Genomic DNA, 22,090 nt, shown 5'->3' on the forward strand with positions numbered 1-22,090 from the left:
CCCGCTGAACCGGTAACGGTCAGCGGGCTTTTTTGTGGGGCGGTGTTTAAGCGCGGGTGTGCTCGCGGTCGACCGGCGGCAGTTCGACCGTACGCTCGGCCGCGGCCAGGGCCGCCTTCAGCCCGGGCTGGTCCAGCGGCACGCAATACGCGGGCTTGGCCCGCTCGAACCGCCAGCTTTCATCCAGGCTGCCGGCATCGACGGCGTCAAAGCCCAGCTCGTCGAGCAGGGTGATCACCTGCGCTTTGGCGACAGCGTCGTCGCCGGCCACCGGCAATGCGCGACGGTCAGGTGCGCCGTGGGGGCGAGCATGATCGGTAATGTCCGCGGCGAAAATCGCGTTGAACACTTTGATCACCTTTGAGTGGGTGAAGTGTTCGGCGAGCAGTCGGCTGGTGGTGGTTTCAAATCGATCCAGCGCGGGGAAATGACCGTCGCGCTCCGGGTAGTAGTTGTTGGCGTCGAGCAAGGTCTTGCCTGCCAGCCACTGCGCCGGGACTTTTCGGTAGTGTTCAAACGGAATCGCCACCAGCACCACGTCACCAAACTGTGCGGCATCTTCTGCGCTGCCCACTTTGACGCCGCGTATGCCACTTACCACGCTGCTCATGGTCTGCGGGCCGCGAGAGTTGCTCAACATCACTTCATGCCCGGCCGCCAGTGCCCGCTGTGCCACGGCGCGCCCGATAAAACCGGCTCCAATCACGCCAATCTTCATGGTCTTGCTCCTGATAAAGGGGGAAGCCGCTATGATGATTGGCAACCAAATGGCGATAAATAAGCACTATGGCGTGAGTGTTGTTACTGGGAGTAGGGAATGATGGACCGTCTATCGAGCATGAATGCCTTTGTGATCGCCGCCGAGTTGGGCTCCTACGCTCGCGCCGCCGAGCGTTTGCACATGTCGGCGCAAATGGTGGCCAAACACGTTGCCGCGCTGGAGCAGCGCCTCGGTGCGCGGTTACTCAATCGCACCACGCGCAGGCAGAGCCTCACGGAGTTGGGGAGCGCGTACTACGAACGTTGCAAACATATCCTTACGGAGGCCGAAGCTGCGGACTCGCTGGCGCAAATCATGAATGACACGCCGCGTGGCAAGCTGAAGATCACCGCGCCTGTGACCTTCGGTTCCTACAGCCTGATGCCACTGATTACTGCATTCCTGCGCGATAATCCGGACGTGGAAATCGACCTGCACCTGACGGATCGCTTCGTCGACCTGGTGGAAGAGGGCTATGAAGCAGCCTTCCGGATCGGTCCATTGGCGACCACCGGCCTGACAGCCCGGCCACTGGCGCCTTATCGCCTGGTGGTCTGTGCTTCGCCTGCGTACCTGGCTGCGCGGGGTACGCCGCAGGTGCCGGCAGACCTGGAACGTCACGAATGCCTGGGCTATGCCTTCTGGTCACGCCCGGCGGACCGCGAGTGGATGTTTCATCAAGGCTCGACGCTGTATAGCGTACAGGTGACCAGTCGTCTGCAGATCAACGAAAGCCGGGCATTGATGTCGGCGGCGCTGGACGGTTTTGGCATGGTTCTCGGCCCCCAGGATTTTTTGCGTACGGCAATGGCCCGCGGTGAGTTGGTGCAGGTGCTGCCGGACTTTGAGGCACCGAGCCGGCCAATGCATCTGGTCTACACCGCAAATCGGCAGCGCACCGCCAAGTTGCGGCGATTTGTCGAGGCAGTGCTGGCGCGTTTCGGTCCGGTTTGAGCATTCAAGTACCCGACGAGCCTTTCGTCTACCTCATGAACGCAACGCCCTCAGGTTCAGCAACCTGACAGACGCCACCTGTTAAAAATACTCCAGAGCCAAGCAGGAGCGAGGCTGCAACAAGGGGGCATTTTCTAGCGGTGCAGGTACTGGGCGTCAGCGTCCGAGGGTTTTTCTATGTGGCTACGTTATGGGGCATTGGCGGCCATGGTCGTCGCGGCATCCGGGTGTGTTCAAGAGCGCATCGTGCATGAGCGCAGGCCGGTGCAACATGAGTATGTGGAAGTCATCGCGCCGCAACCGCCGCCGATGCAAGTGATCGAAGTCGAGCCACCCGTACGCTACGGCTATATATGGTCGCGTGGTTATTGGCGCTGGGACGGCGGGCGATATGTGGCTGTACATGGTCACTGGGAGCCGGTACGCGAAGGCTATCGCTACGTGCATCCGCATTGGGTGCAGCGTAATGACGGGTATCACTGGCAGGGTGGTGGCTGGGTTCGCTGAGCCCAGGTTTCATTGGCAAGTAGCGTTAGGTCGGCTTGTGGGTACCCAGCAGCCGAACCTCTCGCAACAATGCGGCACCGAGTTGATCGGTGCCCAGTTCCCGGTAGCCCACGGCCTTGACCTCGCCGTTCTCCTCCGCCTGGATGAGGATAACCGGGGTTTCCTTGCCGGTGGTTTCGTCGATGTGCAGCGCGTATTGGGGAATATCCAGCTTGATCGGCGTGCCCGCGGCCTGGCCTTTCACATTGATCAGGAAGGCGGCGCAACCGCTGTCGACATCCGCACTGGTGGCGGAGCGGCCGCTGACGAAGCAGGTTTTTGGCATATCGGGCCAGGTGATGGCATCGGCCAGGGCGAGAGTGGGAGCCATAGCCAGGGCGGCGAGTAGAAACGTGCGCACGTCGGTCTTTCTCTCGATCAAGGTAAAAAACGGTTTGTATCAAAGCCCGTCCGCTGCCGCAATGCTGCGGTTCAGACCAGTCGCTTCATGCCTGTGGTCTTGATCGCATTGAGGTCGAAGGTTGCCGTGTACTCGCAACCGGCGGCATGGGCGCAGCGCTCGATCAGGCAGTCTGCAAAGTCAGCCTTGTTCGCCACAAACTTGCGCAGCGCCTGCCAGATGATCTCGGCATGTTCTACGGTCAATTCGCGGGTGCGCAGCAGGGTCTCCAGTACCATCACCACATCACTTTTGGCCGACTGGTAGCAGCTTTGCAGCACCCACACCAATTCCAGGATGGAGACCAGGCTGACAAAGCCCGGCGAGGCAGTGGTCAGCGATTCGATCAGTTCGGACGCCTTGGCAGATTGAACGGGATCATCCTGGGTGACGTAGCGCACCAGCACATTGGTATCCAGCCCGATCATCCGGCTTTTGCCCCCTGCGCTGCGATGGCTTGGTTCATCTCTTCGATGGAGACGGCCCTGGCGGAGCTGCGGATCAATCCTTTGAGGTCATGCACCGTTTTGCTCGCGGCAATGATGGAAAACTGCCCAGCTTCCATTTCTACGAATTCAACCCGATCCCCTGTTTCCAGGCCGAGGGCAGTCCTGACCTGGACAGGAATGGTGATTTGACCTTTTGAGGTGAGTGTAGCGATAGCCATGTTGAAGATCTCCATCGTGATATTCCTTACCTTAGGGTAAGGAATGACAGAGGACAATATCCGTCGGTCCATAGGGTGCTCATCTGGTGTGGGTTAGTCGGAACAGGTAAAACACTAGTCCCCACTGTGCCCGCCTGCCGGGCTTAAAGAGATACAAGCCATGACCGACCGCCAACTCATCATCCCTCGCGCCATGCACTCAATCGTCGAGCGCGCCGGCTACGTGCCCGCGGTCAAGGTGGGCAAGACGTTGTACTGCGCCGGTCAGGTCGGGCGTACGGCTGCATTGGCGGTGATCGAGGACCCCGAGGCGCAATTCATCGCGGCCTGGGAGAACCTGAGGCAGGTCCTGGAGGAGGGTGGCTGCACCTTCGACGACGTGGTGGACATGACCACCTACCACGTCAACATGAGCCAGCACATGGCGGTTTTCCGTGACGTGAAAAACCGCCTGTTCCCACGCGGGCATTGCGCCTGGACCACCATTGGGGTGTCCGAACTGGCACACCCCGGCCTGCTGGTGGAAATCAAATGCGTGGCGGTGCAGCGCTGACTTATTGCACCACGCGATAGCACGGCACATACGCCGCGCCGCCTGGCAATTTCATGCGGTGCTGGGCGACAAACGCCTGTAGCAGCTCGTCCAGCGGCTTCATGATGGCCGGATCACCGTGGATTTCGTACGGGCCGTTCTGCTCGATCAGGCGGATGCCTTTGTCCTTCACGTTACCCGCCACGATCCCGGAGAACGCTCGGCGCAAGTTGGCGGCGAGTTCGTGGGGCGGCAGTGCGTGGCTCAGTTGCAGGCTTGCCATGTTCTCGTGAGTCGGATCGAACGGGCGCTGGAAGCCTTCGTCGATCTTCAGCAGCCAGTTGAAGTGGAAGGCGTCGTTGCGCTCGCGACGGAACTGCTTCACCGCCTTGAGGCCGGCGGTCATCTGGCGCGCCACTTCGGCGGGGTCGTCGATGATGATCTGGTAGTGCGCCTGCGCCGCTTCGCCTAGGGTGGCGCCGACGAATGCGTGCAACTGCTGCAGGTACGGCGCTGCGTGTTTCGGCCCGGTGAGGATGACCGGGAACGGCAGGTCGCGGTTGTCCGGGTGCATCAGGATGCCCAGCAGGTACAGGAACTCTTCGGCCGTGCCGGCGCCGCCTGGGAAGATGATGATGCCATGGCCTACACGCACGAAGGCTTCCAGGCGTTTTTCGATGTCCGGCAGGATCACCAGCTCATTGACGATCGGGTTCGGCGCTTCGGCAGCGATGATGCCCGGTTCGGTCAGGCCCAAGTAGCGCCCGCCGGTAATGCGTTGCTTGGCGTGGGAAATGGTCGCGCCCTTCATAGGACCTTTCATGACGCCAGGGCCGCAGCCCGTGCACACGTCGAGGCTGCGCAGCCCCAGTTCATGGCCGACCTTCTTGGTGTATTTGTACTCTTCGGTGTTGATCGAGTGCCCGCCCCAGCACACCACGATCTTCGGCTCGACACCGGGGCGCAGCGTACGGGCGTTGCGCAGCAGGTGGAACACGTAGTCGGTGATGCCCTGGGAGTTGCTCAGGTCGATGCGCTGGCTGTCCAGTTCGTTCTCGGTATAAACGATGTCGCGCAGGGCGCTGAACAGCATTTCACGGGTGCTGGCGATCATTTCGCCATCGACGAAGGCGTCGGCCGGGGCATTCAACAGTTCAAGGCGTACGCCACGGTCTTGCTGGTGGATGCGCACTTCAAAGTCTTTGTACGCGTCGAGGATGGTCTTGGCGTTGTCGATGTGCGCGCCGGTGTTGAGGATCGCCAGGGCGCACTGGCGGAACAGGGTGTAGATGCTGCCGGTACCGGCTTCGCTCAGTTGCTGGACTTCACGCTGGGACAGGGTTTCGAGGCTGCCCTTGGGGCTGACGGAGGCATTGATGACTTGACGTTGGGGCATTCTGATTCCTTGAAAGCGCAGCCACCGCACCCGCGAGGGGCTGCGATGGCTTGAGAATGATGGGCGCCGAATTCGGTCGCACGAGACGGATATTTACCTCAGGCGCAGGGCCGAGCGCAAACACCGTCCAGCACCATCATGCCGCAGAACTCACTGAATCAGCTTCCAGTTTTTGTAGAAAACCCGACGCAGGGTAAAGGCCATGCCGGCAAACCCAGTGATCACGGCGTTGAGAACCAAGGGCACCGGGGTCGGCCGCACGATATCGATAAACAGGCAGTAACGCTTGGCATCATTTTTGTTGAAAGACGCGTGCATCAGCGTGTCATCGAAAATAAACAGCGGGTCGTCATGCCAGTAATGCTTGTGCTTGCCCACCTGGATGTAGACGCCCTCATGATGGGGCGCCGGAGCCATGTTGTAGAGCACGCGGAACATCATGCGCAGGGGGCCGAAGTGAAAGGAGGTGGAGCGGTTTTCATTGAATACCGACACACCGATGGTCTTCACGAACGGTAGTTTTTTGCGCAGCTGCGGGATGTCGAGCGTGGTCTCGATGGGTTGGCCATACCACTGGAAAAACAACATGCCGCGCTTCTTCTCGGCCATGCGTGCGTCCAGGTAACCGATGATTTCGTCCTTGTGGGCCATGGCGTCATCGAGCACCTGTTGCAGGTCTGCACGCCAGGCAGGCGGCAGGTCGTTCATCCTGTAAACGTGTCGGTTACGTGAACTCAACAGGTCGAACAGGGTGTTGAACGGTGCCAGCAGCCAGGTATTGCGGCCACTGCCAATAAAGTACTTCTTGGCGGTGGGCGCGTCATACAGACCATTACGCAGAAAGTCGTAAATGCCGCATATCACGACCAGTCCAAGAAATACCAAGGTGGTTTCGGGGAAGATATCCATAATCAGCAGCACGCCGAATACCCAGGCGACCGATACCGCTTTTTTACGCAAAGCAGGCTTATTCATGTAACTCAGCTCCAGCAGGACGCCATTCGACAGGTCCGGATCCCTGGCTGCGAGTGGTAGGGGTTTGAAACATATTGAAACAACTACGTCATGATAAGGCGTTCGGCGCTGGATAGGCGTTTTAAATATTGCGAAATTGTGAAGGCTTTACACAGTTTTTAACCCTTGTAGCGCTGAGTGGATTGGATTTTGTAAACAGAAGATTTGCGACTATCGTGACGCTTCGGTTTTTTGGACGTCATAGACCGGTACGATTGAAGTTGAATGGCCACCATTGGCCTTCGGCACCTTGGAAGAGGCAGAAATTTTATGATCATCAAACCGCGGGTTCGTGGCTTCATCTGTGTGACCGCTCACCCTGTTGGCTGTGAAGCGAACGTCAAAGAGCAGATCGACTACGTGACTCAACACGGCGTCATCGAAGGCGGCCCGAAAAAGGTGCTGGTCCTCGGCGCTTCCACCGGCTACGGCCTGGCCGCGCGCATCAGTGCTGCCTTTGGCTGCGGCGCCGACACCCTGGGCGTGTTTTTTGAGAAAGAAGGCGAAGAAGGCAAGCTGAGCTCCGCCGGCTGGTACAACAGCGCCGCGTTCGAGAAGTTTGCCGTCGAGAAAGGCCTGTACGCCAAGAGCATCAACGGCGACGCGTTCTCCGACGAGATCAAGCGCCTGACCATCGAAACCATCAAGAAAGATCTGGGCAAGATCGACCTGGTCGTCTACAGCCTGGCCGCGCCACGCCGTACCGACCCACAAGGCGTGGTGCACAACTCCACCCTCAAGCCGATCGGCAAGGCCGTGACCCTGCGCGGTATCAACACCGACAAGGGCGTTGTGGTCGACACCACGCTGGAGCCTGCGACCCAGGAAGAAATCGACGGCACCGTCAAAGTGATGGGCGGCGAAGACTGGCAGCTGTGGATCGACGCCCTGCGTGACGCCGACGTGCTGGCCGAAGGCGCCAAGACTACGGCGTTCACCTACCTCGGTGAAAAGCTGACCCAGGATATCTACTGGAACGGCTCCATCGGCGAAGCCAAGAAGGACCTAGACAAGAAAGTCCTGACCCTGCGCGATAACCTCGCGGCACTCAAGGGCGACGCCCGTGTGTCGGTGCTCAAGGCTGTGGTCACCCAGGCCAGCTCGGCCATCCCGATCATGCCGCTGTACCTGTCGCTGCTGTTCAAAGTGATGAAAGAGCAGGGCACCCACGAAGGTTGCATCGAGCAGGTCTACGGTCTGTTCAAGGACAGCCTGTACGGCAGCCAGCCGAAACTCGACGCCGACGGCCGCCTGCGTGCCGACCTGGCCGAGCTGGAGCCGAAGGTCCAGGACGCCGTGGCAGCTCTGTGGAACCAGGTCACCGACGACAACGTCAATGAGATCAGTGATTTTGCCGGCTACAAGGCGGAGTTCCTGCGTTTGTTCGGTTTTGAAATCGACGGCGTGGACTATGACGCTGACGTGAACCCGACCGTGAAGATCAACGGCCTGATCCAGGCCTAAGCGATCCGGTTTGAGAAAACGGCCCTTCGGGGCCGTTTTTTATGGCCTGCAAAAAAGGCTGATCTCATAACCCTCCTACACATTTTTGATCAGCGCCTGATCCCTCCGATATGCCAGACTCCGTGCGCTATCAACGCGTACTAACGGAGGATCTAATGACGATTCGTGCAGTGGTTTTTGATTTCGGCGGTGTCCTGTTCGATTGGAGCCCGCAGCACCTGTACCGCAAGCTGATTGCCGACGATCACAAACGGCAATGGTTTCTCGACAACATCTGTACCCAGGCCTGGAACACCGAGCAAGACGCCGGTCGCTCCCTGGCCGACGGCACCCTCAGCCTGATCAAGCAGCACCCAGACCATGAGCACTTGATCCAGGCCTATTACGACCGCTGGCACGAAATGCTGCGTGGTCCGCTACCGGAAGGCGTGGCGATTCTCGAGGCACTGCACCAGGCCGATATGCCGCTGTTCGGGCTCACCAACTGGTCCGCTGAGACCTTCCCCTACGCGCGGGCCAACTACCCCTTCCTCCAATATTTTCGCGACATTGTGGTGTCCGGCGAGCTGAAACTGATCAAGCCCGACGCTGCGATCTACAACGCCAGCCTAAACCAGGTTCGTGCGCACCTGCCGGATATCCAGCCGACGGAAGTGGTGTTTATCGATGATGTGGCCGGCAATATCGAAGCGGCCATCGCCCTTGGCTGGCAGGGGATCCACCATGTGTCGGCCGAACGCACCGCTGCGCGCCTGCGTGAGTTGGGCGTGGGCTTCTAGCGCGCCCACTTCTCCATGGCGAAATCCACGAAGGCGCGCAGTTTGGGCAGCCGATAACGGTCTTGGCCGTAGAGCAGGTGCATGGGGCGGCTGGGCAGTCGATAGGTGGTGAGCAAGGCCACCAGTTTGCCGCTCTCCAGATCCGGTTGTACCAGGGCATCGGCCAGCATGATGATGCCCATGCCGTTGACGGCCGCCTGGCGCAAGCCTTGCGAGCTGTTGATGGTTAATGAGCCGGAGACCGGTACCTCCACCTCGCCGCCCTCGCCGGTCATGCGCCACAGTTTGTCGGCGTCGCGCCAGTTGTCACTCGCTGGGTAGGCGAACGCCAGGCAGTCGTGCTGTTGCAGGTCATCGGGCGTTTGCGGCGTGCCCCGTCGCGCCAGGTATTCAGGTGAGGCGCAGAGGGTGAGGGTGTAGTCCTGCATTGGCCTGGCGATCAGGCTGGAGGTTTCCAGCTCGCCGAGACGGATCGCCACATCAAAGCCACTGTCGACCAGGTCCATCCGCTCATTGCTCAGTACCACGTACAGGTTGATCAGCGGGTAGCGTCGGGAAAATTCACTCAAAGCGGGTGTAAGGCGTTCGGTGCCGAACACGGGAGGTGCAGTGATGCGCAGATTTCCTTTGGGCACATCGCTGTGAGCTTGCTCGGCGAGTTGCTCTGAATCGGCCACCAGCCCCAGCACTTCCAGGCAACGCTGGTAATACTGCCCGCCAAACTCCGTGAGGCTCTGTTTGCGCGTGGTGCGTTTGAGCAGGCTGACGCCGAGTCGCTGCTCCAAGGCACGCAGGTGATTGCCGACCATGGTGGTGGACATCCCGCAGGCATGAGCCGCGGCGGTCATGCTGCCGGTCTCGACCACCTTCACGTACACCGACATTGCCTGGAACAGATCCATTATCAAGCCTTGATTTAAAGTCATTGCAGGAATGCGCAGTTTATCCAGCTAAGGTGGCTAACGATACTGCAGCCATCACTACGATGCACTGGAGACCGCACCATGACCGCCGCCTGTCTGATGACCACTTACCAACCCATGGCCCTGAGCTTCATACGCGGCCTGGGCACGCGCTTGTGGGACCAACAGGGGCGTGAATACCTGGACGCGGTCGCCGGTGTGGCGGTAACCAATGTCGGACACTCGCACCCCAGGCTGGTGACGGCGATCAGCGAACAGGCGGGCTTGCTGTTGCACACCTCCAACCTCTACAGCATCGACTGGCAACAGCGGTTGGCCCAGCGCCTCACTCAGCTGTCGGGCCTGGATCGCGCCTTCTTCAACAATTCCGGCGCCGAAGCCAACGAAACGGCGCTCAAGCTGGCGCGCCTGCATGGCTGGAAGAAGGGCATCGAAGAGCCGTTGGTGGTGGTGATGGAGAACGCCTTTCATGGCCGTACCCTCGGCACCATGGCCGCGAGCGATGGGCCCTCGGTGCGCTTGGGCTTCCAGCGGCTGCCGGGGGATTTTCTCAAGGTGCGCTTTGGTGATCTGGCGGCGCTGGAAGCGATCACCAAGGCATTTGGCCCGCGTATCGCCGCAGTGCTGCTGGAGCCCATCCAGGGAGAAAGTGGCGTATTGCTGGCGCCGCCGGGCTATCTGTTAGCCTTGCGCGATCACTGCACACGCCATGGCTGGCTGATGATGCTGGACGAGATCCAGACCGGCATCGGCCGCACCGGCACCTGGTTCGCCTTCCAGCATGAGGGCATTGTCCCGGACGTGATGACCCTGGCCAAAGGCCTGGGCAATGGCGTGCCGATCGGCGCCTGTGTGGCACGATCTGCCGTGGCCCAACTGTTCACGCCGGGCAGTCACGGCAGCACCTTCGGTGGCAACCCGCTGGCGTGTCGTGTGGGGTGCACTGTGCTGGACATCATCGAAGAACAAGGTTTGCTGCAGAACGCTGCGCAACAGGGCGAGCGCTTGCTGACGCGGTTGCGCGTGGAGTTGAGTGAGCATCCGCAGATCCTGGCGGTTCGTGGCCAGGGGTTGATGATCGGTATCGAGCTGGCCAACCCGTATCGGGACCTGGCGCAGCGTGCCGCCCAGGAGCATGGGCTGTTGATCAACGTGACGCGGGGCAAGATCATTCGCCTACTGCCGCCGCTGACCCTGGATACCAAGGAGGTCGAGATGATCGTACGGGCCATTACTCGGTTGCTGGCGTAGGGCCGTTGAGCCACTCCTGATTCATTGTTTCGGTGTCGCCCAGGTATTCCAACAACCACGCCATGGCCGGTGAAAGCTTGTTCTGCGCCCAGGCCACACACGACGGGCTGGCCGGAAACGGCCGGCTCAATTGCAGTGCCACCAGCTCACCGCGCTCGATCCACGGCAACACCTGATGCGCTGGCGCCATGCCGACGCACAGGCCGTCGCGCAGGCAGTCGAGGGCAGAAGCCCAATTGGGGACCACCAGGCGTCGCTGGTTATCCAATGTCCAAGTGTCGCGCTTGGGCAGGTTGCGCGAGGTGTCGGTCATGCACAGCGAGGCAAAGGGGCGCAGTTGATCGTCGCTCAACAACCCTTCGAGACTGGCTAGCGGGTGTCGCGCGCTGACCACGCACAGCCAGTTCAGCAAACCCATATCGCGGAAGGTGAAGTGACTGGCCACCGGTACTGCGCTGGTGGCGCCGATCACAATGTCGGTACGTTCATCTGCCAGGGCATCCCACACGCCGTTGTACACCTCGTACTCCAGCAGCAGCTCGACTTCGGGAAACTGTCGATAGAAATCCAGCACCAACTGCCGGCAGCGCTGGGGTTTGACGATGGAATCCACGGCTACTTTCAACTGGCCGCTCCAGCCATTGGCGACCTGCTGACACAGGCGTCGGGTGCCGAGCATTTTTTTCATCACGCCACGGGCTTCGTCGATGAACAGGCGGCCAGCGGGCGTCAGCTCCACATCCCGGTGGCGTCGCACGAACAATGGCACCGCCAACCATTCTTCCAGCTGGCGCACTGTATAACTGACGGCCGACGGCACGCGATGCAGTTCCTGAGCGGCGGCGCTGAAGCTACCATGGCGCGCCACGGCATCGACCACATCCAGGGAATATTCAGACCACATGGCGGCTGCCTTCAAATTTATTGATAAGAGTGTCCAATTATTATCGCTTCACAGAGAAACTGTCAGCCTCATAATGGGCGCCAGTCAGCAAATAGTTTGATGGCAAGATCAACAAGGCTTCAATGAAAAATTCTTTTGGTTTCACTTGGTATTTGGCGGGGCTGAGCATGCTCGGTTACCTCGCCATGGACATGTATCTGCCGGCGTTCGGCGCTATGGGCGAGCAGTTGCAGGTTGGCGCAGGCGCGGTAGGCGCCAGCTTGAGTATTTTCCTCGCCGGATTTGCCGTGGGGCAGTTGTTGTGGGGGCCATTGTCCGACCGCCTGGGGCGTAAGCCCGTCCTGCTCGCCGGCCTGAGCCTGTTTGTACTGGGCTGTGCGGGGATGTTCTGGGTCGAGACCGCGCCGCAATTGCTGGCGCTGCGCTTCATCCAGGCGATCGGCGTGTGTTCCGCCGCCGTCAGTTGGCAGGCGCTGGTGATCGATCGCTACCCGGCAGATAAGGCTCATCGTGTGTTCGCCAGCATCATGCCGCTGATGTCGTTGTCGCCTGCGTTGGCGCCGCTGTTGGGCGCGATGGTGCTGAATCACTTTGGTTGGCAGGCGATCTTCGGTGTATTGCTGGGCGTCTCATTGCTGTTGCTGCTACCGACGTTGTTTTTGCGCACGGTGGCGAAACATCCGTCAGAAAAGAGCGAGCGTTCGCGCCTCGGTTATGGGCAGTTACTGACGTCTCGCGTGTTTACCGGCAACGTTATGATCTTCGCCGCTTGCTCGGCCAGTTTCTTCGCCTGGCTGACGGCTTCGCCCTTCATCCTGGGCGACATGGGCTACAGCCCAAATGACATTGGCCTGAGTTACCTATTGCCGACATTGGCGTTTTTGGTCGGTGGTTACAGTTGCCGCAGCGCGTTGCAGCACTTCCAGGGCAAGACCTTGTTGCCCTGGTTGCTGCTGGCATATTGCATCAGCATGGTGGCGTTGTATCTGGTTGCCACGCTGACGGTGCCGACCCTCACCACCTTGCTGATTCCGTTCTGCCTGATGGCGCTGGTCAACGGTGCCAGTTACCCCATCGTCGTGGCGAATGCGCTGATGCCGTTTGCGGAAAATTCCGGCAAGGCGGCGGCATTGCAAAACACCCTGCAACTGGGTCTGTGTTTCCTCAGCAGCCTGCTGGTGTCGTCGATGATCGAGCAACCGCTGCTGATTACCGTAATCGTGATGCTGGCGACCGCGCCACTGGCGGTGTTGGGTTACTGGCTGGCGAGGCCGAAAACCGATCGCTCCGAACTGGCTCGAATCTGAAGTGACAACGCGGTCAAAACTGTGGGAGCTGGGTTTCTGCAGTCAGAAGGTGATTTCCATATTCACCGTCGGCGTCGATGTGCGGCTACCCCGGCCGCCATCTACGCCGAACTTGTTATGCCAATACTCGTAACCCACCCCAAGGTAAAGGTTTGGCTTGACGCTTTTGCCCGGTCGCACCGCCACCATCAGCGCGGTGCGCATCAGGGCTTCCGGCGCAGTATTGCGGCCATGGTAGTCCTCGCCTTTTTCCCCGACGTAATTGATGAAACCCTGGAATTTCGCCGCATGGTTGGCGATTTCGAAGGGCCGCATCCACGTCAGGTTGAGCATGTAGGTGTCGTCAAACGTGTGGTTCGACTCCTTCGCGCCGGGGATGCCGGTGTGGTTTCTTTCCTTGTAGTACATCAGGCTCAGGTCAAGTACGCCGACGGTGTTGAACTTCAACGTCGGGCCGATGACCAGTGCGCGTTTCTTGGCTGAGGCGAAGTTGTTGTTACGGTTGGCGTCAAACCCCAGGGTCAGCGCGTAATCCTTGACCAGGCCGGTGCCCAGCGGCACATCGAATACCCGCGATGCATACAGCTGATGGCGATATACCGCGTACACCTCACTCCCACCCTGATCGGTGCCCTTGCGTGGGTCGCGGCTGTCGGACAGGAACACATCGAGGTTGAGGAAATTGCTGCCGTACTGGTAGCCGCTGGCGTGGGTGAAGCTGTAGATACGCTTGCTGAATTCGTCGGGGTTATTCGGATTGGTGAACTGCTGGCCGTAGCGAAATCCTACGCTGTTATTCATCCATTCCAGCGCGACGGCCTCCCCGCCGCCGAGCAGGGTGAGTGCGACGGTTGCGCCCTGTAGTGCCTTTTTCATTGTTCTGGGTCCTTTGGCGTTCTGGCTCATCACGGCCGGATTGTTTTTGTAACGCCGATGGAGGGTAACTTGTTCGATTGATTGTATACAACTCTATGGACATCCAGTCCAAAAATTGCATACAGTGACCGCACAACAAAAACAGAGAACCCCTCACCATGACTATCCCGAAGGCGTCACCGCAGCGGCCAGAAGATGAGAATCTCGGCGTCGCCGCCAACATGGCTTACGGCCTGCAGCATGTGCTCACGATGTATGGCGGCATTGTTGCGGTCCCCTTGATTGTCGGCCAGGCGGCCGGGTTGTCCCCGGCGGATATCGGCCTGCTGATCGCTGCGTCGCTGTTTGCCGGTGGCTTGGCCACGCTGTTGCAGACCTTGGGTCTACCGTTTTTTGGCTGTCAGTTGCCGCTGGTGCAGGGCGTGTCGTTTGCCGGTGTGGCAACCATGGTGGCGATTGTCGGCAGTGATGGCGCCGGCGGGGTACCGGCGATTCTCGGGGCGGTGATGGCCGCGTCGTTTATCGGGTTGCTGATAACCCCGGTGTTTTCACGGATCACCAAGTTTTTCCCGCCGCTGGTGACGGGCATTGTGATCACGACCATCGGCCTGACGCTGATGCCCGTTGCGGCGCGCTGGGCCATGGGTGGCAACAGTCGCGCGGCGGATTTCGGCAGCATGTCCAACATCGGCCTGGCTGCGCTGACCCTGGTGCTGGTGTTGCTGCTGAGCAAGATCGGCAGCGCAACCATCTCGCGACTGTCGATTTTGCTGGCGATGGTCATCGGCACGTTGATTGCGGTGTTCCTCGGCATGGCCGACTTCTCCGGCGTGACCCAGGGGCCAATGTTCGGTTTCCCCACGCCATTCCATTTCGGCATGCCAACCTTCCACGTTGCCGCGATCATCTCCATGTGCATCGTGGTGATGGTGACCCTGGTCGAGACCTCGGCGGACATCCTGGCCGTAGGCGAGATCATCGACACCAAGGTCGACTCCAAACGCCTGGGCAACGGCCTGCGCGCCGACATGCTGTCGAGCATGTTTGCGCCGATCTTCGGTTCATTCACCCAAAGCGCCTTTGCCCAAAACGTCGGCCTGGTGGCGGTTACCGGAGTAAAGAGCCGCTTCGTGGTGGCTACCGGTGGGCTGTTCCTAGTGATTCTCGGCTTGTTGCCTTTCATGGGCAGGGTGATCGCGGCAGTGCCGACTTCCGTACTGGGCGGGGCCGGGATTGTGCTGTTTGGTACGGTGGCGGCCAGTGGCATTCGCACACTGTCGAAGGTGGATTACCGCAACAACATGAACCTGATCATCGTGGCCACTTCCATCGGTTTTGGCATGATCCCGATTGCCGCGCCAAGCTTCTACGATCACTTCCCGAGCTGGTTTGCGACCATCTTCCACTCGGGGATCAGTTCGTCGGCAATCATGGCGATTTTGCTGAACCTGGCATTCAACCATTTCACCGCCGGTAACTCGGACCAGCAGTCGGTGTTTGTGGCGGGGACCGAGCGCAGCCTGTGCTTCCGTGATGTGTCGGAGCTGCGTGATGGGGATTACTTCAAGGGCGGCAAGTTGTTTGATGCCGAAGGGAGGGAGATCCCGCTGGTGGCGGATGTCCCGAGGAAAACAACCAAGCCTGAGACCTCCGAAGTCTAACGCTACCCCTGTAGGAGCCGGCAAGCCGGCTCCTACATTGGGGTCAGCTGGCCTTGCGTTCCTTGTAATGCACGGAACACACCTCATCCAAAAACTTCACCACAGTCCCCATGCACGCCTGGCGTTCTTCCACATGGGGCATGTGGCTGGAGTCTTCAAACAGTGCCCAGCGCACATCAGCGATTTCATCCAGGAACGGCTTGACCACCAGCGGTGTCGCCTCGTCGTGCCGGCCGGAGATCACTAACGTCGGCACGTTGATCGCCGACAGGCGCCCGGTGGATTTCCAGTCCTTCAAGCTACCAATCACATGGAATTCAGTCGGGCCGCTCATGGCGTGGTACACGGTTGGGTCTGAATCGACCTGGGCGAAGGTGCGCGCCACTTCTTCCGGCCACGGGATGACCCGGCACACGTGATGGTCATAGAACACCCGCGACGCGGCGAGGTATTCCGGGTCCTGATAGTTGCCGACGGCTTCGTGCTTGAGCAGGGTTTCATGCACACCTTCCGGCAACAATTTGCGCAGGCGGTTGGCTTCGCTGACCCAGGTGCGCATGCACGTCGGCGAGTTGGCGGGGATAAAGGCACGCAGGCCCTTGGGTTGCAGGATCGCGTGTTCACTGCCGAGCATGCCGCCCCAGGATTGGCCGAGGATAGCGTAGTTATCGCTGATCTCCAGATGGTCCAGCAGGTTGTTGAGTTCTTCGAGGAACAGGCCCACGGTCCAGAAGGACGGGTCTTTGTCGGGCAGATGGGTGGAGCGGCCGTTGCCCAACTGGTCGTAGTGGATCACGGCGTGACCGCTGGCGGCGACGTCCTTGAACGCGTCAACATAATCATGGGTGCATCCGGGGCCGCCGTGGATAACCACCAGGGGCGTGCGACCGCTCGACAAGTCACCGGTGACGCGGTACCAGGTTTGGTAGGCGCCAAACGCCGCATACCCTTCGCGGATTTTTTCGATGAATTCCATTTCGTACCCTGCTCTGAAAAAAGGATCAGGGACACGATAATGCGTGGCAGAAATTTAAGTAACTAGCAAAACAGCTAGGTTTTCCCGCCGGTCAGTCTTCGAGCAGGCGGTAATGGGTGGCGCGCACCACCGCCTGGACGCGGTTCTTGGCCCCCAGCTTGTGCATCGCCGAGGCCAGGTGCAGGGTGACCACGGCCAGTGAGCGGCTCAATTGCGTGGCGATTTCGGCGGCGGTCAGGCCGTCGGCGGCCCATTTGAGGCACTCGCGTTCACGTTTGGTCAGGTGAATATGCGGGTAAGTGCGTAGCTCTTTGCTGAACAGCGGGTAGGCCGCTTCCTGCAAGGCGTGGGAAATCAGGCTGAAGTCCGACAAGGTCTGCTGCGCATCCTGCAACACACTGCGGGCCTTGCCGGTACGCAGGCCGGTCAGCGAGGCGAAGCCACCGCGGGGCAGGTGGATCGGCACGCTGACGCCGCAGGTCAATTGCTGGTCGTGCAGGTAGGACGAAACCGGCGCATGGCAGGGATCGATGATCTTTTGCAGGGGAGTATCGGCCTTGACGTCGTAGGACCATACGAACGGTGACACCGTACTCAGGGCCAGGTGTTGCACCGGATCGATCTGGTAGAACCCTTCGCTGCACCACAAGGTGTGCCAGTCCGGCGGGGTGTTGCGCAGTTCCAGCACCGAAGGAGTGATCAATGCACCATCCTGGTCGATCGGCACCGGGGTGTAGTCATACACCAGTGCATCGAAGCCCAACTGTTGGGCGAGGACAAAGGTGTTATCCATCTGCTCGTCCAGGCTCCTGCCCGGCATCAGACGGTGATTTAAGGCAGTCAGCTTGGCCAGCATCCGTTCTGCTCCCGAATTCATTTGAATCTCGACTTGCTGCAAGTAGAATGCCACGCCCCGGCGAAGGACTGCCAGGCCAAACCTATAAGAAATGCTAGGTTATGGACGCGCGGCATCCTCGGTAGTGTTGGCCTGATCAGCGGCCCGCTACCTGCCAGGCCGACACTACACAAGGAATGTATGCATGTGGCGTGAAATTGCCCCCGACCAGCAGTACAACGTGCAAGTCGACGGCCATAACCTCGTGGTCTACAGCTTCGGCGAAGGCGATGAGGTGCTGCTGTGCCTCAACGGCGGGCCGGGCCTGCCGTGTGACTACTTGCGCGACGCCCATGGCTGGCTCAAGGACCATAACCTGCGAGTGGTTGCATTCGACCAGCTTGGCACGGGCGCATCAGCCAGACCCACCGATATTTCCCTGTGGGAAATCCGCCGTTATGTCGAAGAAGTCGAAACCGTGCGCCAGACCCTGGGCCTGGGCCGCGTGCATTTGCTCGGGCATTCCTGGGGCGGCTGGCTCGGCATCGAATACGCCATCCATTACCCCGACGCCCTGAAAAGCCTGATCCTCGAAAACACCGTGGGCGACATTCCGCACCTGTCCCAGGAGCTGGAGCGCCTGCGTGGCGCCCTCGGCAGCGAAACCGTGGCCATGATGCAGCGCCACGAGGCCATGGGCACCCTCGACCACCCGCAATACCAGGCCGCGATCACCTTGCTCAACTACCGCCACGTGTGCCGCCTCGACGAATGGCCCGAGCCGGTCAAGCGGTCCCTTGGCGACTGGAACATGGGCCCCTACGAGACCATGCAGGGCCCCAACGAATTCCTCTACATCGGCAACCTCAAGGACTGGAACCGCATCCCCGAGATGGCCGAGTTCAAGATGCCGATCCTGATCACCACCGGCCAGCACGACGAACTCACCCCCGCCTGCGCCATGCGCATGAAACTCGCGGCCCGGCACGCCGAACTGCACGTCTTCCCCAACAGCAGCCATATGCCGTTCTATGAAGAACCCCAGGCATATTTCCCGGTGCTGCTGGACTTTCTCGCTCGTCATCGAGGCTGACGGATGAACCTGGCGCGCTACCGTTTTGTGCTGTCCCGGCCGCTGCAATTGCTGCCGGTGCTGTTTGGCATCAGCCTGATCACCTTTGTGCTGGTGCGCTCGATTCCCGGCGACCCGGCGCGCGCGCTGCTGGGCTCGCGCAGCACGCCCGACGCCTTGCTGAAGATCCGCGCCCAGTACGGCCTCGACCAGCCGTTATGGCTGCAATATTTCTACTTCCTGAAGAACCTGCTCAAGGGCGACCTCGGCCAATCGCTGCTGTACAAGGTCGACGCCCTCAAGCTGATCGTCACGCGCATTGAACCCACGTTGGTCTTGGTGCTGGGCAGCGTGGTGCTGGCGCTGCTGATCGCGTTGCCGCTGGCGACGCTGGCCGCCCGCAACAAGGGCGGCTGGGCGGACAACCTGATCCGCGTGTTTACCACGGTTGGCCTGGGCATGCCGGCGTTCTGGCTGGGCTTGATGCTGATCCTGTTGCTGAGCGTGCAGTGGGGCTTGTTTCCCGTGTCCGGTTACGGCCGCACCTGGCTGGACAAGGCGCATCACATGGTGCTGCCATGCCTGACGATAGCCCTGGCGTTGTCGGCGGTGCTGGTGCGCAACCTGCGGGCGAGCATGTTGATGGAGTTGCAGGCTGACCATGTCACCGCCGCTCGCGCCCGTGGGCTGTCAGAAGCGGCGGTGTTTCGTCGCCATGTGTTGCCCAACTCCCTGGTGCCGGCGGTCAACCTGCTGGCGGTGAACATCGGCTGGCTGATCAGCGGCACCGTGGTGATCGAAAGCCTGTTCGCCATCCCCGGCATCGGCCAACTGCTGGTGCGCGGGATCTTTACCCGCGATTACATGGTGGTGCAGGGCGTGGCCATGGTGCTGGCCTGCGCGACGGTGATCGTCAACTTCATCGCTGACGTCGTGACGGTGGCCCTTGACCCCCGGGTGAAGATGCAATGAGCAGCCGTCCGTTGACTGCTCCTTGGCGTTTGCGCCTGCGCTTCGGCTTTCGCAATGGCCGGCTGACGGCTGCGTGGGGCTTGTTGATTCTGCTGGCGTGGCTGGTGCTTGCGCTGTTTGCGCCGTGGATCGCGCCTTATGACCCGATTGCGCAGAACACGGATTTCAGTTTGCTCGGGCCCAGCATGGCTCATCCATTTGGTACGGATAACTACGGAAGGGACATCCTTTCGAGGGTGATCTGGGGGGCGCGCATTGACCTGCAACTGGCCATCGTCGGGGTGATCTTCCCATTCATGATCGGCACGTTTATCGGTGCCGTCTCGGGCTACATTGGCGGTCGTTTCGACAGTGTCTGCATGCGCGTGATCGATGTGATCCTGGCATTCCCGTTCCTGGTGTTGATGCTGGCGATCATGGCCATCCTCGGGCCGGGCCTGAAGAGCTTCTACATCGCCATGGCGCTGGTGGGCTGGGTGTCATATGCGCGGCTGATCCGCTCGCAGATCCTGGTGCTCAAGGAAAGCGACTTTGCGTTGGCCGCCAAGAGCCTGGGCTTTGGCCATGGGCGGATTCTGTTCCGGCACCTGCTGCCCAATGCGATGTTCGGCTCCATCGTGTTTTCCATGTCGGACGCGGTGTTGGTGCTGCTCAATGGCGCCGCCGTGAGTTACCTGGGCCTGGGCGTGCAACCGCCGACCGCCGAGTGGGGCACGATGGTGGCCGAAGGGCAGGCCTTCATTACCACCGCTTGGTGGATCTGCACCTTTCCGGGCCTGGCCATCGTGACCTTGGCCATGGGTTTCAGCCTGCTCGCTGATGGCGTGGCGCAAGTGTTGGGGGATCGCTCATGAGCCTGTTGCAAGTGCGCGACCTCAGTGTGATCGCCAACAACACCGGGCGTGATGTGACCCTGGTCGATCGCGTGTCGTTCGATTTGGCCGAAGGCGAAATCCTCGGCCTGGTCGGTGAAAGCGGCTCGGGCAAGACCATGGCCTGTCGCGGCCTGATGCGTTTATTGCCTTCCCCCAATTTGCGGGTTCACGGCGGTGCCGTAAGGCTGGCTGGCCAGGATCTTTTGTCACTGGATGACGCCGGTATGCGTGCCGTGCGCGGCGGTCAGTTAGGCATGATCTTCCAGAACCCCAGCAGCCACCTCGACCCATTGATGCGCATCGGTGAACAGATTGCTGAGGGTATTCGCCTGCACCAAGGCGCCTCGAAAAAAGACGCGCGGCTGCAAGCCATCGACGTGCTGCGCCAAGTGGGCATCCCTGATCCCCAGGCCCGAGTCGACAATTACCCTCACGAGTTTTCCGGCGGCATGCGCCAGCGCGCGATGATCGCCGTCGCCCTGGGCTGCAACCCGAAAGTGCTGATCGCCGACGAACCCACCACCGCCCTGGATGTGACGGTGCAGGCGCAGATCCTGCGGCTGTTGCTGGAATTGCGCGACCAGCGGGGTCTGTCGATCATCATGATTACCCACGACCTCGGCGTGGTCGCGCAAACCTGCGACGCCATCGCCGTGATGTACGCCGGGCGCCTGTGTGAGCACGGCAGCAAATATGAGCTGCTAGCCCACCCGCAACATCCCTACACCGCTGGCCTGATCGACTGCCAGCCCGCCCACAGCAGTGGCCACGCCTTGCTGCGCACGATTCCCGGACAACCGCCGTTGCTGGACGCATTGCCTGCCGGTTGCCGGTTCAACCCGCGTTGCCCGCAGGTAGGCGCCTTGTGCACCGAGGTGCTGCCGGAAGGCGCGCGAGTCGCCTGTCATTACCCGTTGGGAGTGCACCCATGAGTCTGTTGCAGATCAAGGACCTTGAGGTGAAGTTTGCCGCGTCCGGCACGGGTTTGTTCGGCTTGAACAAACACTGGGTCAGGGCGGTGAACGGTGTGTCGCTGAACCTGGCGGCGGGTGAAACCCTGGGGTTGGTGGGCGAGTCCGGTAGCGGTAAAAGCACCTTGGGCCGCGCCATTTTGCACCTCAACCCGATCAGCGCCGGGCAGGTGTTGTTTGATGGCATCGACATGGCCCATGGCAGCACCATCGACATCACCCGCCTGCGCCATGAAACCGCAATGATCTTCCAGGACCCGTATGCCGCGCTGAACCCTCGCCACACTATCGGCGAAACCATTGCCGAAGTATTGCGGGTGCAGCGCAAGGTCACGCCGGAGCAGATCCCCGCGCGGGTGAATGAACTGCTCGACCTGGTCGGCCTGCGCCCCGAACTGGCCAGCCGCAAACCCGGCTCCCTCAGCGGCGGCCAGTGCCAGCGCGTTGGCATCGCCCGAGCGCTGGCGGTGGAGCCTCGGCTGATCATCGCCGATGAGTGTGTGGCGGCGCTGGACGTGTCGATCCAGGGCCAGATCATCAACCTGTTGCTGGAACTGCAACAGCGCATGAACCTGGCGATCCTGTTCATCGCCCATGACTTGGCCATCGTGCGCCGCCTGTGTGACCGTGTGGCGGTGATGTACCTGGGCAAGATCGTCGAGGAAGGCCCGGTAGAAGCGGTCTTTACGGCGCCACGTCACCCGTACACGGCGGCGTTGATCCAGGCGATTCCCGAGATCGATCCCCATCGGCCATTGCCTACCGAACCCTTGCCGGGTGAACCACCGAGCCCGCTGAATTTGCCTACAGGCTGTGCCTTTCACCCGCGTTGCCGGCATGCCCGAGCCTTGTGTTCCGTGGTGTTGCCGCCGACGCATTTCCTGCACGAGCATCGGTACAGTTGCGTGCTTGAAGAACCTTTGCTTTGACCCTTCCCTGCCATTCATGAACAAGG

The 22,090-nt window shown here is 60.5% G+C and carries 23 protein-coding genes and 1 pseudogene; 13 read left to right on the forward strand and 11 right to left on the reverse strand.

The features are described from left to right. Positions 1-46: 46 nt before the first annotated feature. Positions 47-718, reverse strand: coding sequence for an NADPH-dependent F420 reductase (locus tag RB216_RS08070; protein ID WP_028619443.1), 672 nt, complete (start codon positions 716-718; stop codon positions 47-49). Between the two features lie 99 nt (positions 719-817). Between RB216_RS08070 and RB216_RS08075 the strand changes: the two genes are divergently transcribed. Both RB216_RS08075 and RB216_RS08080 read left to right on the forward strand, forming a co-directional pair. Further along, on the forward strand, positions 818-1,714 hold the full coding sequence (locus tag RB216_RS08075) for a LysR family transcriptional regulator (RefSeq protein ID WP_122686613.1): 897 nt from the start codon (positions 818-820) through the stop codon (positions 1,712-1,714). 177 nt (positions 1,715-1,891) lie between these two features. Beyond that, positions 1,892-2,221: a YXWGXW repeat-containing protein gene (locus tag RB216_RS08080; RefSeq protein ID WP_028619445.1), complete on the forward strand. Its 330-nt coding sequence runs from the start codon at positions 1,892-1,894 to the stop codon at positions 2,219-2,221. Positions 2,222-2,246: 25 nt separating this feature from the next. Here RB216_RS08080 and RB216_RS08085 read toward each other — a convergent pair whose 3' ends face one another. From RB216_RS08085 to RB216_RS08095, 3 genes are all read right to left on the reverse strand, one after another. Further along, complete coding sequence (locus RB216_RS08085; protein ID WP_308908530.1) at positions 2,247-2,621, reverse strand: hypothetical protein; 375 nt, start codon at positions 2,619-2,621, stop codon at positions 2,247-2,249. Between the two features lie 71 nt (positions 2,622-2,692). Next, complete coding sequence (locus RB216_RS08090; protein WP_028619447.1) at positions 2,693-3,088, reverse strand: type II toxin-antitoxin system VapC family toxin; 396 nt, start codon at positions 3,086-3,088, stop codon at positions 2,693-2,695. Next, positions 3,085-3,342 (reverse strand): AbrB/MazE/SpoVT family DNA-binding domain-containing protein, encoded by a 258-nt coding sequence (locus RB216_RS08095; protein ID WP_028619448.1) that lies wholly within the window; start codon positions 3,340-3,342, stop codon positions 3,085-3,087. The genes RB216_RS08090 and RB216_RS08095 overlap by 4 nt, the downstream gene beginning before the upstream one ends. A 145-nt stretch (positions 3,343-3,487) precedes the next feature. Between RB216_RS08095 and RB216_RS08100 the strand changes: the two genes are divergently transcribed. After that, the gene (locus tag RB216_RS08100; protein ID WP_236320029.1) at positions 3,488-3,880 is read left to right on the forward strand and encodes a RidA family protein; all 393 of its coding nucleotides are present in this window, start codon (positions 3,488-3,490) and stop codon (positions 3,878-3,880) included. 1 nt (position 3,881) lies between these two features. Here the strand turns inward: RB216_RS08100 and ppnN are convergent, their stop codons facing one another. Both ppnN and RB216_RS08110 read right to left on the reverse strand, forming a co-directional pair. Continuing rightward, positions 3,882-5,255, reverse strand: coding sequence for a nucleotide 5'-monophosphate nucleosidase PpnN (gene ppnN, locus RB216_RS08105; protein WP_025856956.1), 1,374 nt, complete (start codon positions 5,253-5,255; stop codon positions 3,882-3,884). Positions 5,256-5,405: 150 nt separating this feature from the next. Continuing rightward, positions 5,406-6,230, reverse strand: a complete 825-nt coding sequence (locus RB216_RS08110; RefSeq protein WP_068936103.1) for an aspartyl/asparaginyl beta-hydroxylase domain-containing protein — start codon at positions 6,228-6,230, stop codon at positions 5,406-5,408. Positions 6,231-6,539: 309 nt separating this feature from the next. Here RB216_RS08110 and fabV point away from each other — a divergent pair, with 309 nt between their 5' ends. Together fabV and RB216_RS08120 are read left to right on the forward strand one after the other, a co-directional pair. Beyond that, a complete protein-coding gene (fabV, locus tag RB216_RS08115; protein WP_016975302.1) occupies positions 6,540-7,733 on the forward strand; it encodes an enoyl-ACP reductase FabV in 1,194 nt (397 codons plus the stop codon). A gap of 155 nt (positions 7,734-7,888) precedes the next feature. After that, on the forward strand, positions 7,889-8,512 hold the full coding sequence (locus tag RB216_RS08120) for an HAD family hydrolase (protein ID WP_308908531.1): 624 nt from the start codon (positions 7,889-7,891) through the stop codon (positions 8,510-8,512). On the opposite strand, the gene RB216_RS08125 is transcribed toward RB216_RS08120, so the two are convergent. Continuing rightward, positions 8,509-9,414 carry a LysR family transcriptional regulator gene (locus tag RB216_RS08125; RefSeq protein WP_068936109.1) on the reverse strand — a complete coding sequence of 302 codons (906 nt, stop codon included), beginning with the start codon at positions 9,412-9,414 and terminating at the stop codon, positions 8,509-8,511. The two genes, RB216_RS08120 and RB216_RS08125, sit on opposite strands and share 4 nt — an antisense overlap. Before the next feature lie 102 nt (positions 9,415-9,516). On the opposite strand from RB216_RS08125, the gene RB216_RS08130 reads away from it, so the two are divergent. Continuing rightward, a complete protein-coding gene (locus RB216_RS08130; protein ID WP_308908532.1) occupies positions 9,517-10,686 on the forward strand; it encodes an aspartate aminotransferase family protein in 1,170 nt (389 codons plus the stop codon). On the opposite strand, the gene punR is transcribed toward RB216_RS08130, so the two are convergent. After that, a complete protein-coding gene (punR, locus tag RB216_RS08135; RefSeq protein ID WP_028619453.1) occupies positions 10,667-11,590 on the reverse strand; it encodes a DNA-binding transcriptional activator PunR in 924 nt (307 codons plus the stop codon). The genes RB216_RS08130 and punR overlap by 20 nt on opposite strands. Before the next feature lie 167 nt (positions 11,591-11,757). Here punR and punC point away from each other — a divergent pair. Next, a pseudogene (gene punC, locus RB216_RS08140) lies at positions 11,758-12,798 on the forward strand (purine nucleoside transporter PunC); the annotation flags it as partial. A 141-nt stretch (positions 12,799-12,939) separates the two neighbouring features. On the opposite strand, the gene RB216_RS08145 reads toward punC, so the two are convergent. Next, entirely contained in the window at positions 12,940-13,773 is an 834-nt protein-coding gene (locus RB216_RS08145) for a nucleoside-binding protein (protein ID WP_308908535.1), read from the reverse strand. A 158-nt stretch (positions 13,774-13,931) separates the two neighbouring features. Here RB216_RS08145 and RB216_RS08150 point away from each other — a divergent pair, with 158 nt between their 5' ends. Beyond that, positions 13,932-15,434: a nucleobase:cation symporter-2 family protein gene (locus RB216_RS08150; protein ID WP_308908536.1), complete on the forward strand. Its 1,503-nt coding sequence runs from the start codon at positions 13,932-13,934 to the stop codon at positions 15,432-15,434. 43 nt (positions 15,435-15,477) lie between these two features. Here the strand turns inward: RB216_RS08150 and RB216_RS08155 are convergent, their stop codons facing one another. Continuing rightward, on the reverse strand, positions 15,478-16,410 hold the full coding sequence (locus RB216_RS08155; protein ID WP_028619457.1) for a proline iminopeptidase-family hydrolase: 933 nt from the start codon (positions 16,408-16,410) through the stop codon (positions 15,478-15,480). A gap of 91 nt (positions 16,411-16,501) precedes the next feature. Then, positions 16,502-17,266 carry a LuxR family transcriptional regulator gene (locus RB216_RS08160; RefSeq protein ID WP_028619458.1) on the reverse strand — a complete coding sequence of 255 codons (765 nt, stop codon included), beginning with the start codon at positions 17,264-17,266 and terminating at the stop codon, positions 16,502-16,504. 184 nt (positions 17,267-17,450) lie between these two features. Between RB216_RS08160 and RB216_RS08165 the strand changes: the two genes are divergently transcribed. The 5 genes from RB216_RS08165 to RB216_RS08185 are packed head-to-tail and all read left to right on the forward strand — an operon-like array spanning position 17,451 to position 22,064. Further along, positions 17,451-18,338 (forward strand): proline iminopeptidase-family hydrolase, encoded by an 888-nt coding sequence (locus RB216_RS08165; protein WP_028619459.1) that lies wholly within the window; start codon positions 17,451-17,453, stop codon positions 18,336-18,338. A gap of 3 nt (positions 18,339-18,341) precedes the next feature. After that, positions 18,342-19,289 carry an ABC transporter permease gene (locus RB216_RS08170; protein WP_236318890.1) on the forward strand — a complete coding sequence of 316 codons (948 nt, stop codon included), beginning with the start codon at positions 18,342-18,344 and terminating at the stop codon, positions 19,287-19,289. Then, on the forward strand, positions 19,286-20,143 hold the full coding sequence (locus RB216_RS08175; RefSeq protein ID WP_308908537.1) for an ABC transporter permease: 858 nt from the start codon (positions 19,286-19,288) through the stop codon (positions 20,141-20,143). The genes RB216_RS08170 and RB216_RS08175 overlap by 4 nt, the downstream gene beginning before the upstream one ends. Further along, positions 20,140-21,096, forward strand: a complete 957-nt coding sequence (locus RB216_RS08180; RefSeq protein WP_308908538.1) for an ABC transporter ATP-binding protein — start codon at positions 20,140-20,142, stop codon at positions 21,094-21,096. The genes RB216_RS08175 and RB216_RS08180 overlap by 4 nt, the downstream gene beginning before the upstream one ends. Further along, positions 21,093-22,064, forward strand: coding sequence for an ABC transporter ATP-binding protein (locus RB216_RS08185; protein WP_308908539.1), 972 nt, complete (start codon positions 21,093-21,095; stop codon positions 22,062-22,064). Before RB216_RS08180 ends, RB216_RS08185 begins: the two co-directional genes overlap by 4 nt. The last annotated feature ends 26 nt before the right edge of the window (positions 22,065-22,090 follow it).

It is taken from the genome of Pseudomonas canadensis (assembly GCF_030980095.1).
In the GTDB taxonomy this organism is placed as follows: domain Bacteria; phylum Pseudomonadota; class Gammaproteobacteria; order Pseudomonadales; family Pseudomonadaceae; genus Aquipseudomonas; species Aquipseudomonas canadensis.

Coding starts and splice junctions, on each gene's coding strand:
- RB216_RS08070 (WP_028619443.1), bottom strand. CDS start 718: ATGAAGATTGGCGTGATTGGAGCCGGTTTTATCGGGCGCGCCGTGGCA.
- RB216_RS08075 (WP_122686613.1), top strand. CDS start 818: ATGATGGACCGTCTATCGAGCATGAATGCCTTTGTGATCGCCGCCGAG.
- RB216_RS08080 (WP_028619445.1), top strand. CDS start 1,892: ATGTGGCTACGTTATGGGGCATTGGCGGCCATGGTCGTCGCGGCATCC.
- RB216_RS08090 (WP_028619447.1), bottom strand. CDS start 3,088: ATGATCGGGCTGGATACCAATGTGCTGGTGCGCTACGTCACCCAGGAT.
- RB216_RS08095 (WP_028619448.1), bottom strand. CDS start 3,342: ATGGAGATCTTCAACATGGCTATCGCTACACTCACCTCAAAAGGTCAA.
- RB216_RS08100 (WP_236320029.1), top strand. CDS start 3,488: ATGACCGACCGCCAACTCATCATCCCTCGCGCCATGCACTCAATCGTC.
- ppnN (WP_025856956.1), bottom strand. CDS start 5,255: ATGCCCCAACGTCAAGTCATCAATGCCTCCGTCAGCCCCAAGGGCAGC.
- RB216_RS08110 (WP_068936103.1), bottom strand. CDS start 6,230: ATGAATAAGCCTGCTTTGCGTAAAAAAGCGGTATCGGTCGCCTGGGTA.
- fabV (WP_016975302.1), top strand. CDS start 6,540: ATGATCATCAAACCGCGGGTTCGTGGCTTCATCTGTGTGACCGCTCAC.
- RB216_RS08120 (WP_308908531.1), top strand. CDS start 7,889: ATGACGATTCGTGCAGTGGTTTTTGATTTCGGCGGTGTCCTGTTCGAT.
- RB216_RS08125 (WP_068936109.1), bottom strand. CDS start 9,414: ATGGATCTGTTCCAGGCAATGTCGGTGTACGTGAAGGTGGTCGAGACC.
- RB216_RS08130 (WP_308908532.1), top strand. CDS start 9,517: ATGACCGCCGCCTGTCTGATGACCACTTACCAACCCATGGCCCTGAGC.
- punR (WP_028619453.1), bottom strand. CDS start 11,590: ATGTGGTCTGAATATTCCCTGGATGTGGTCGATGCCGTGGCGCGCCAT.
- RB216_RS08145 (WP_308908535.1), bottom strand. CDS start 13,773: ATGAAAAAGGCACTACAGGGCGCAACCGTCGCACTCACCCTGCTCGGC.
- RB216_RS08150 (WP_308908536.1), top strand. CDS start 13,932: ATGACTATCCCGAAGGCGTCACCGCAGCGGCCAGAAGATGAGAATCTC.
- RB216_RS08155 (WP_028619457.1), bottom strand. CDS start 16,410: ATGGAATTCATCGAAAAAATCCGCGAAGGGTATGCGGCGTTTGGCGCC.
- RB216_RS08160 (WP_028619458.1), bottom strand. CDS start 17,266: ATGCTGGCCAAGCTGACTGCCTTAAATCACCGTCTGATGCCGGGCAGG.
- RB216_RS08165 (WP_028619459.1), top strand. CDS start 17,451: ATGTGGCGTGAAATTGCCCCCGACCAGCAGTACAACGTGCAAGTCGAC.
- RB216_RS08170 (WP_236318890.1), top strand. CDS start 18,342: ATGAACCTGGCGCGCTACCGTTTTGTGCTGTCCCGGCCGCTGCAATTG.
- RB216_RS08175 (WP_308908537.1), top strand. CDS start 19,286: ATGAGCAGCCGTCCGTTGACTGCTCCTTGGCGTTTGCGCCTGCGCTTC.
- RB216_RS08180 (WP_308908538.1), top strand. CDS start 20,140: ATGAGCCTGTTGCAAGTGCGCGACCTCAGTGTGATCGCCAACAACACC.
- RB216_RS08185 (WP_308908539.1), top strand. CDS start 21,093: ATGAGTCTGTTGCAGATCAAGGACCTTGAGGTGAAGTTTGCCGCGTCC.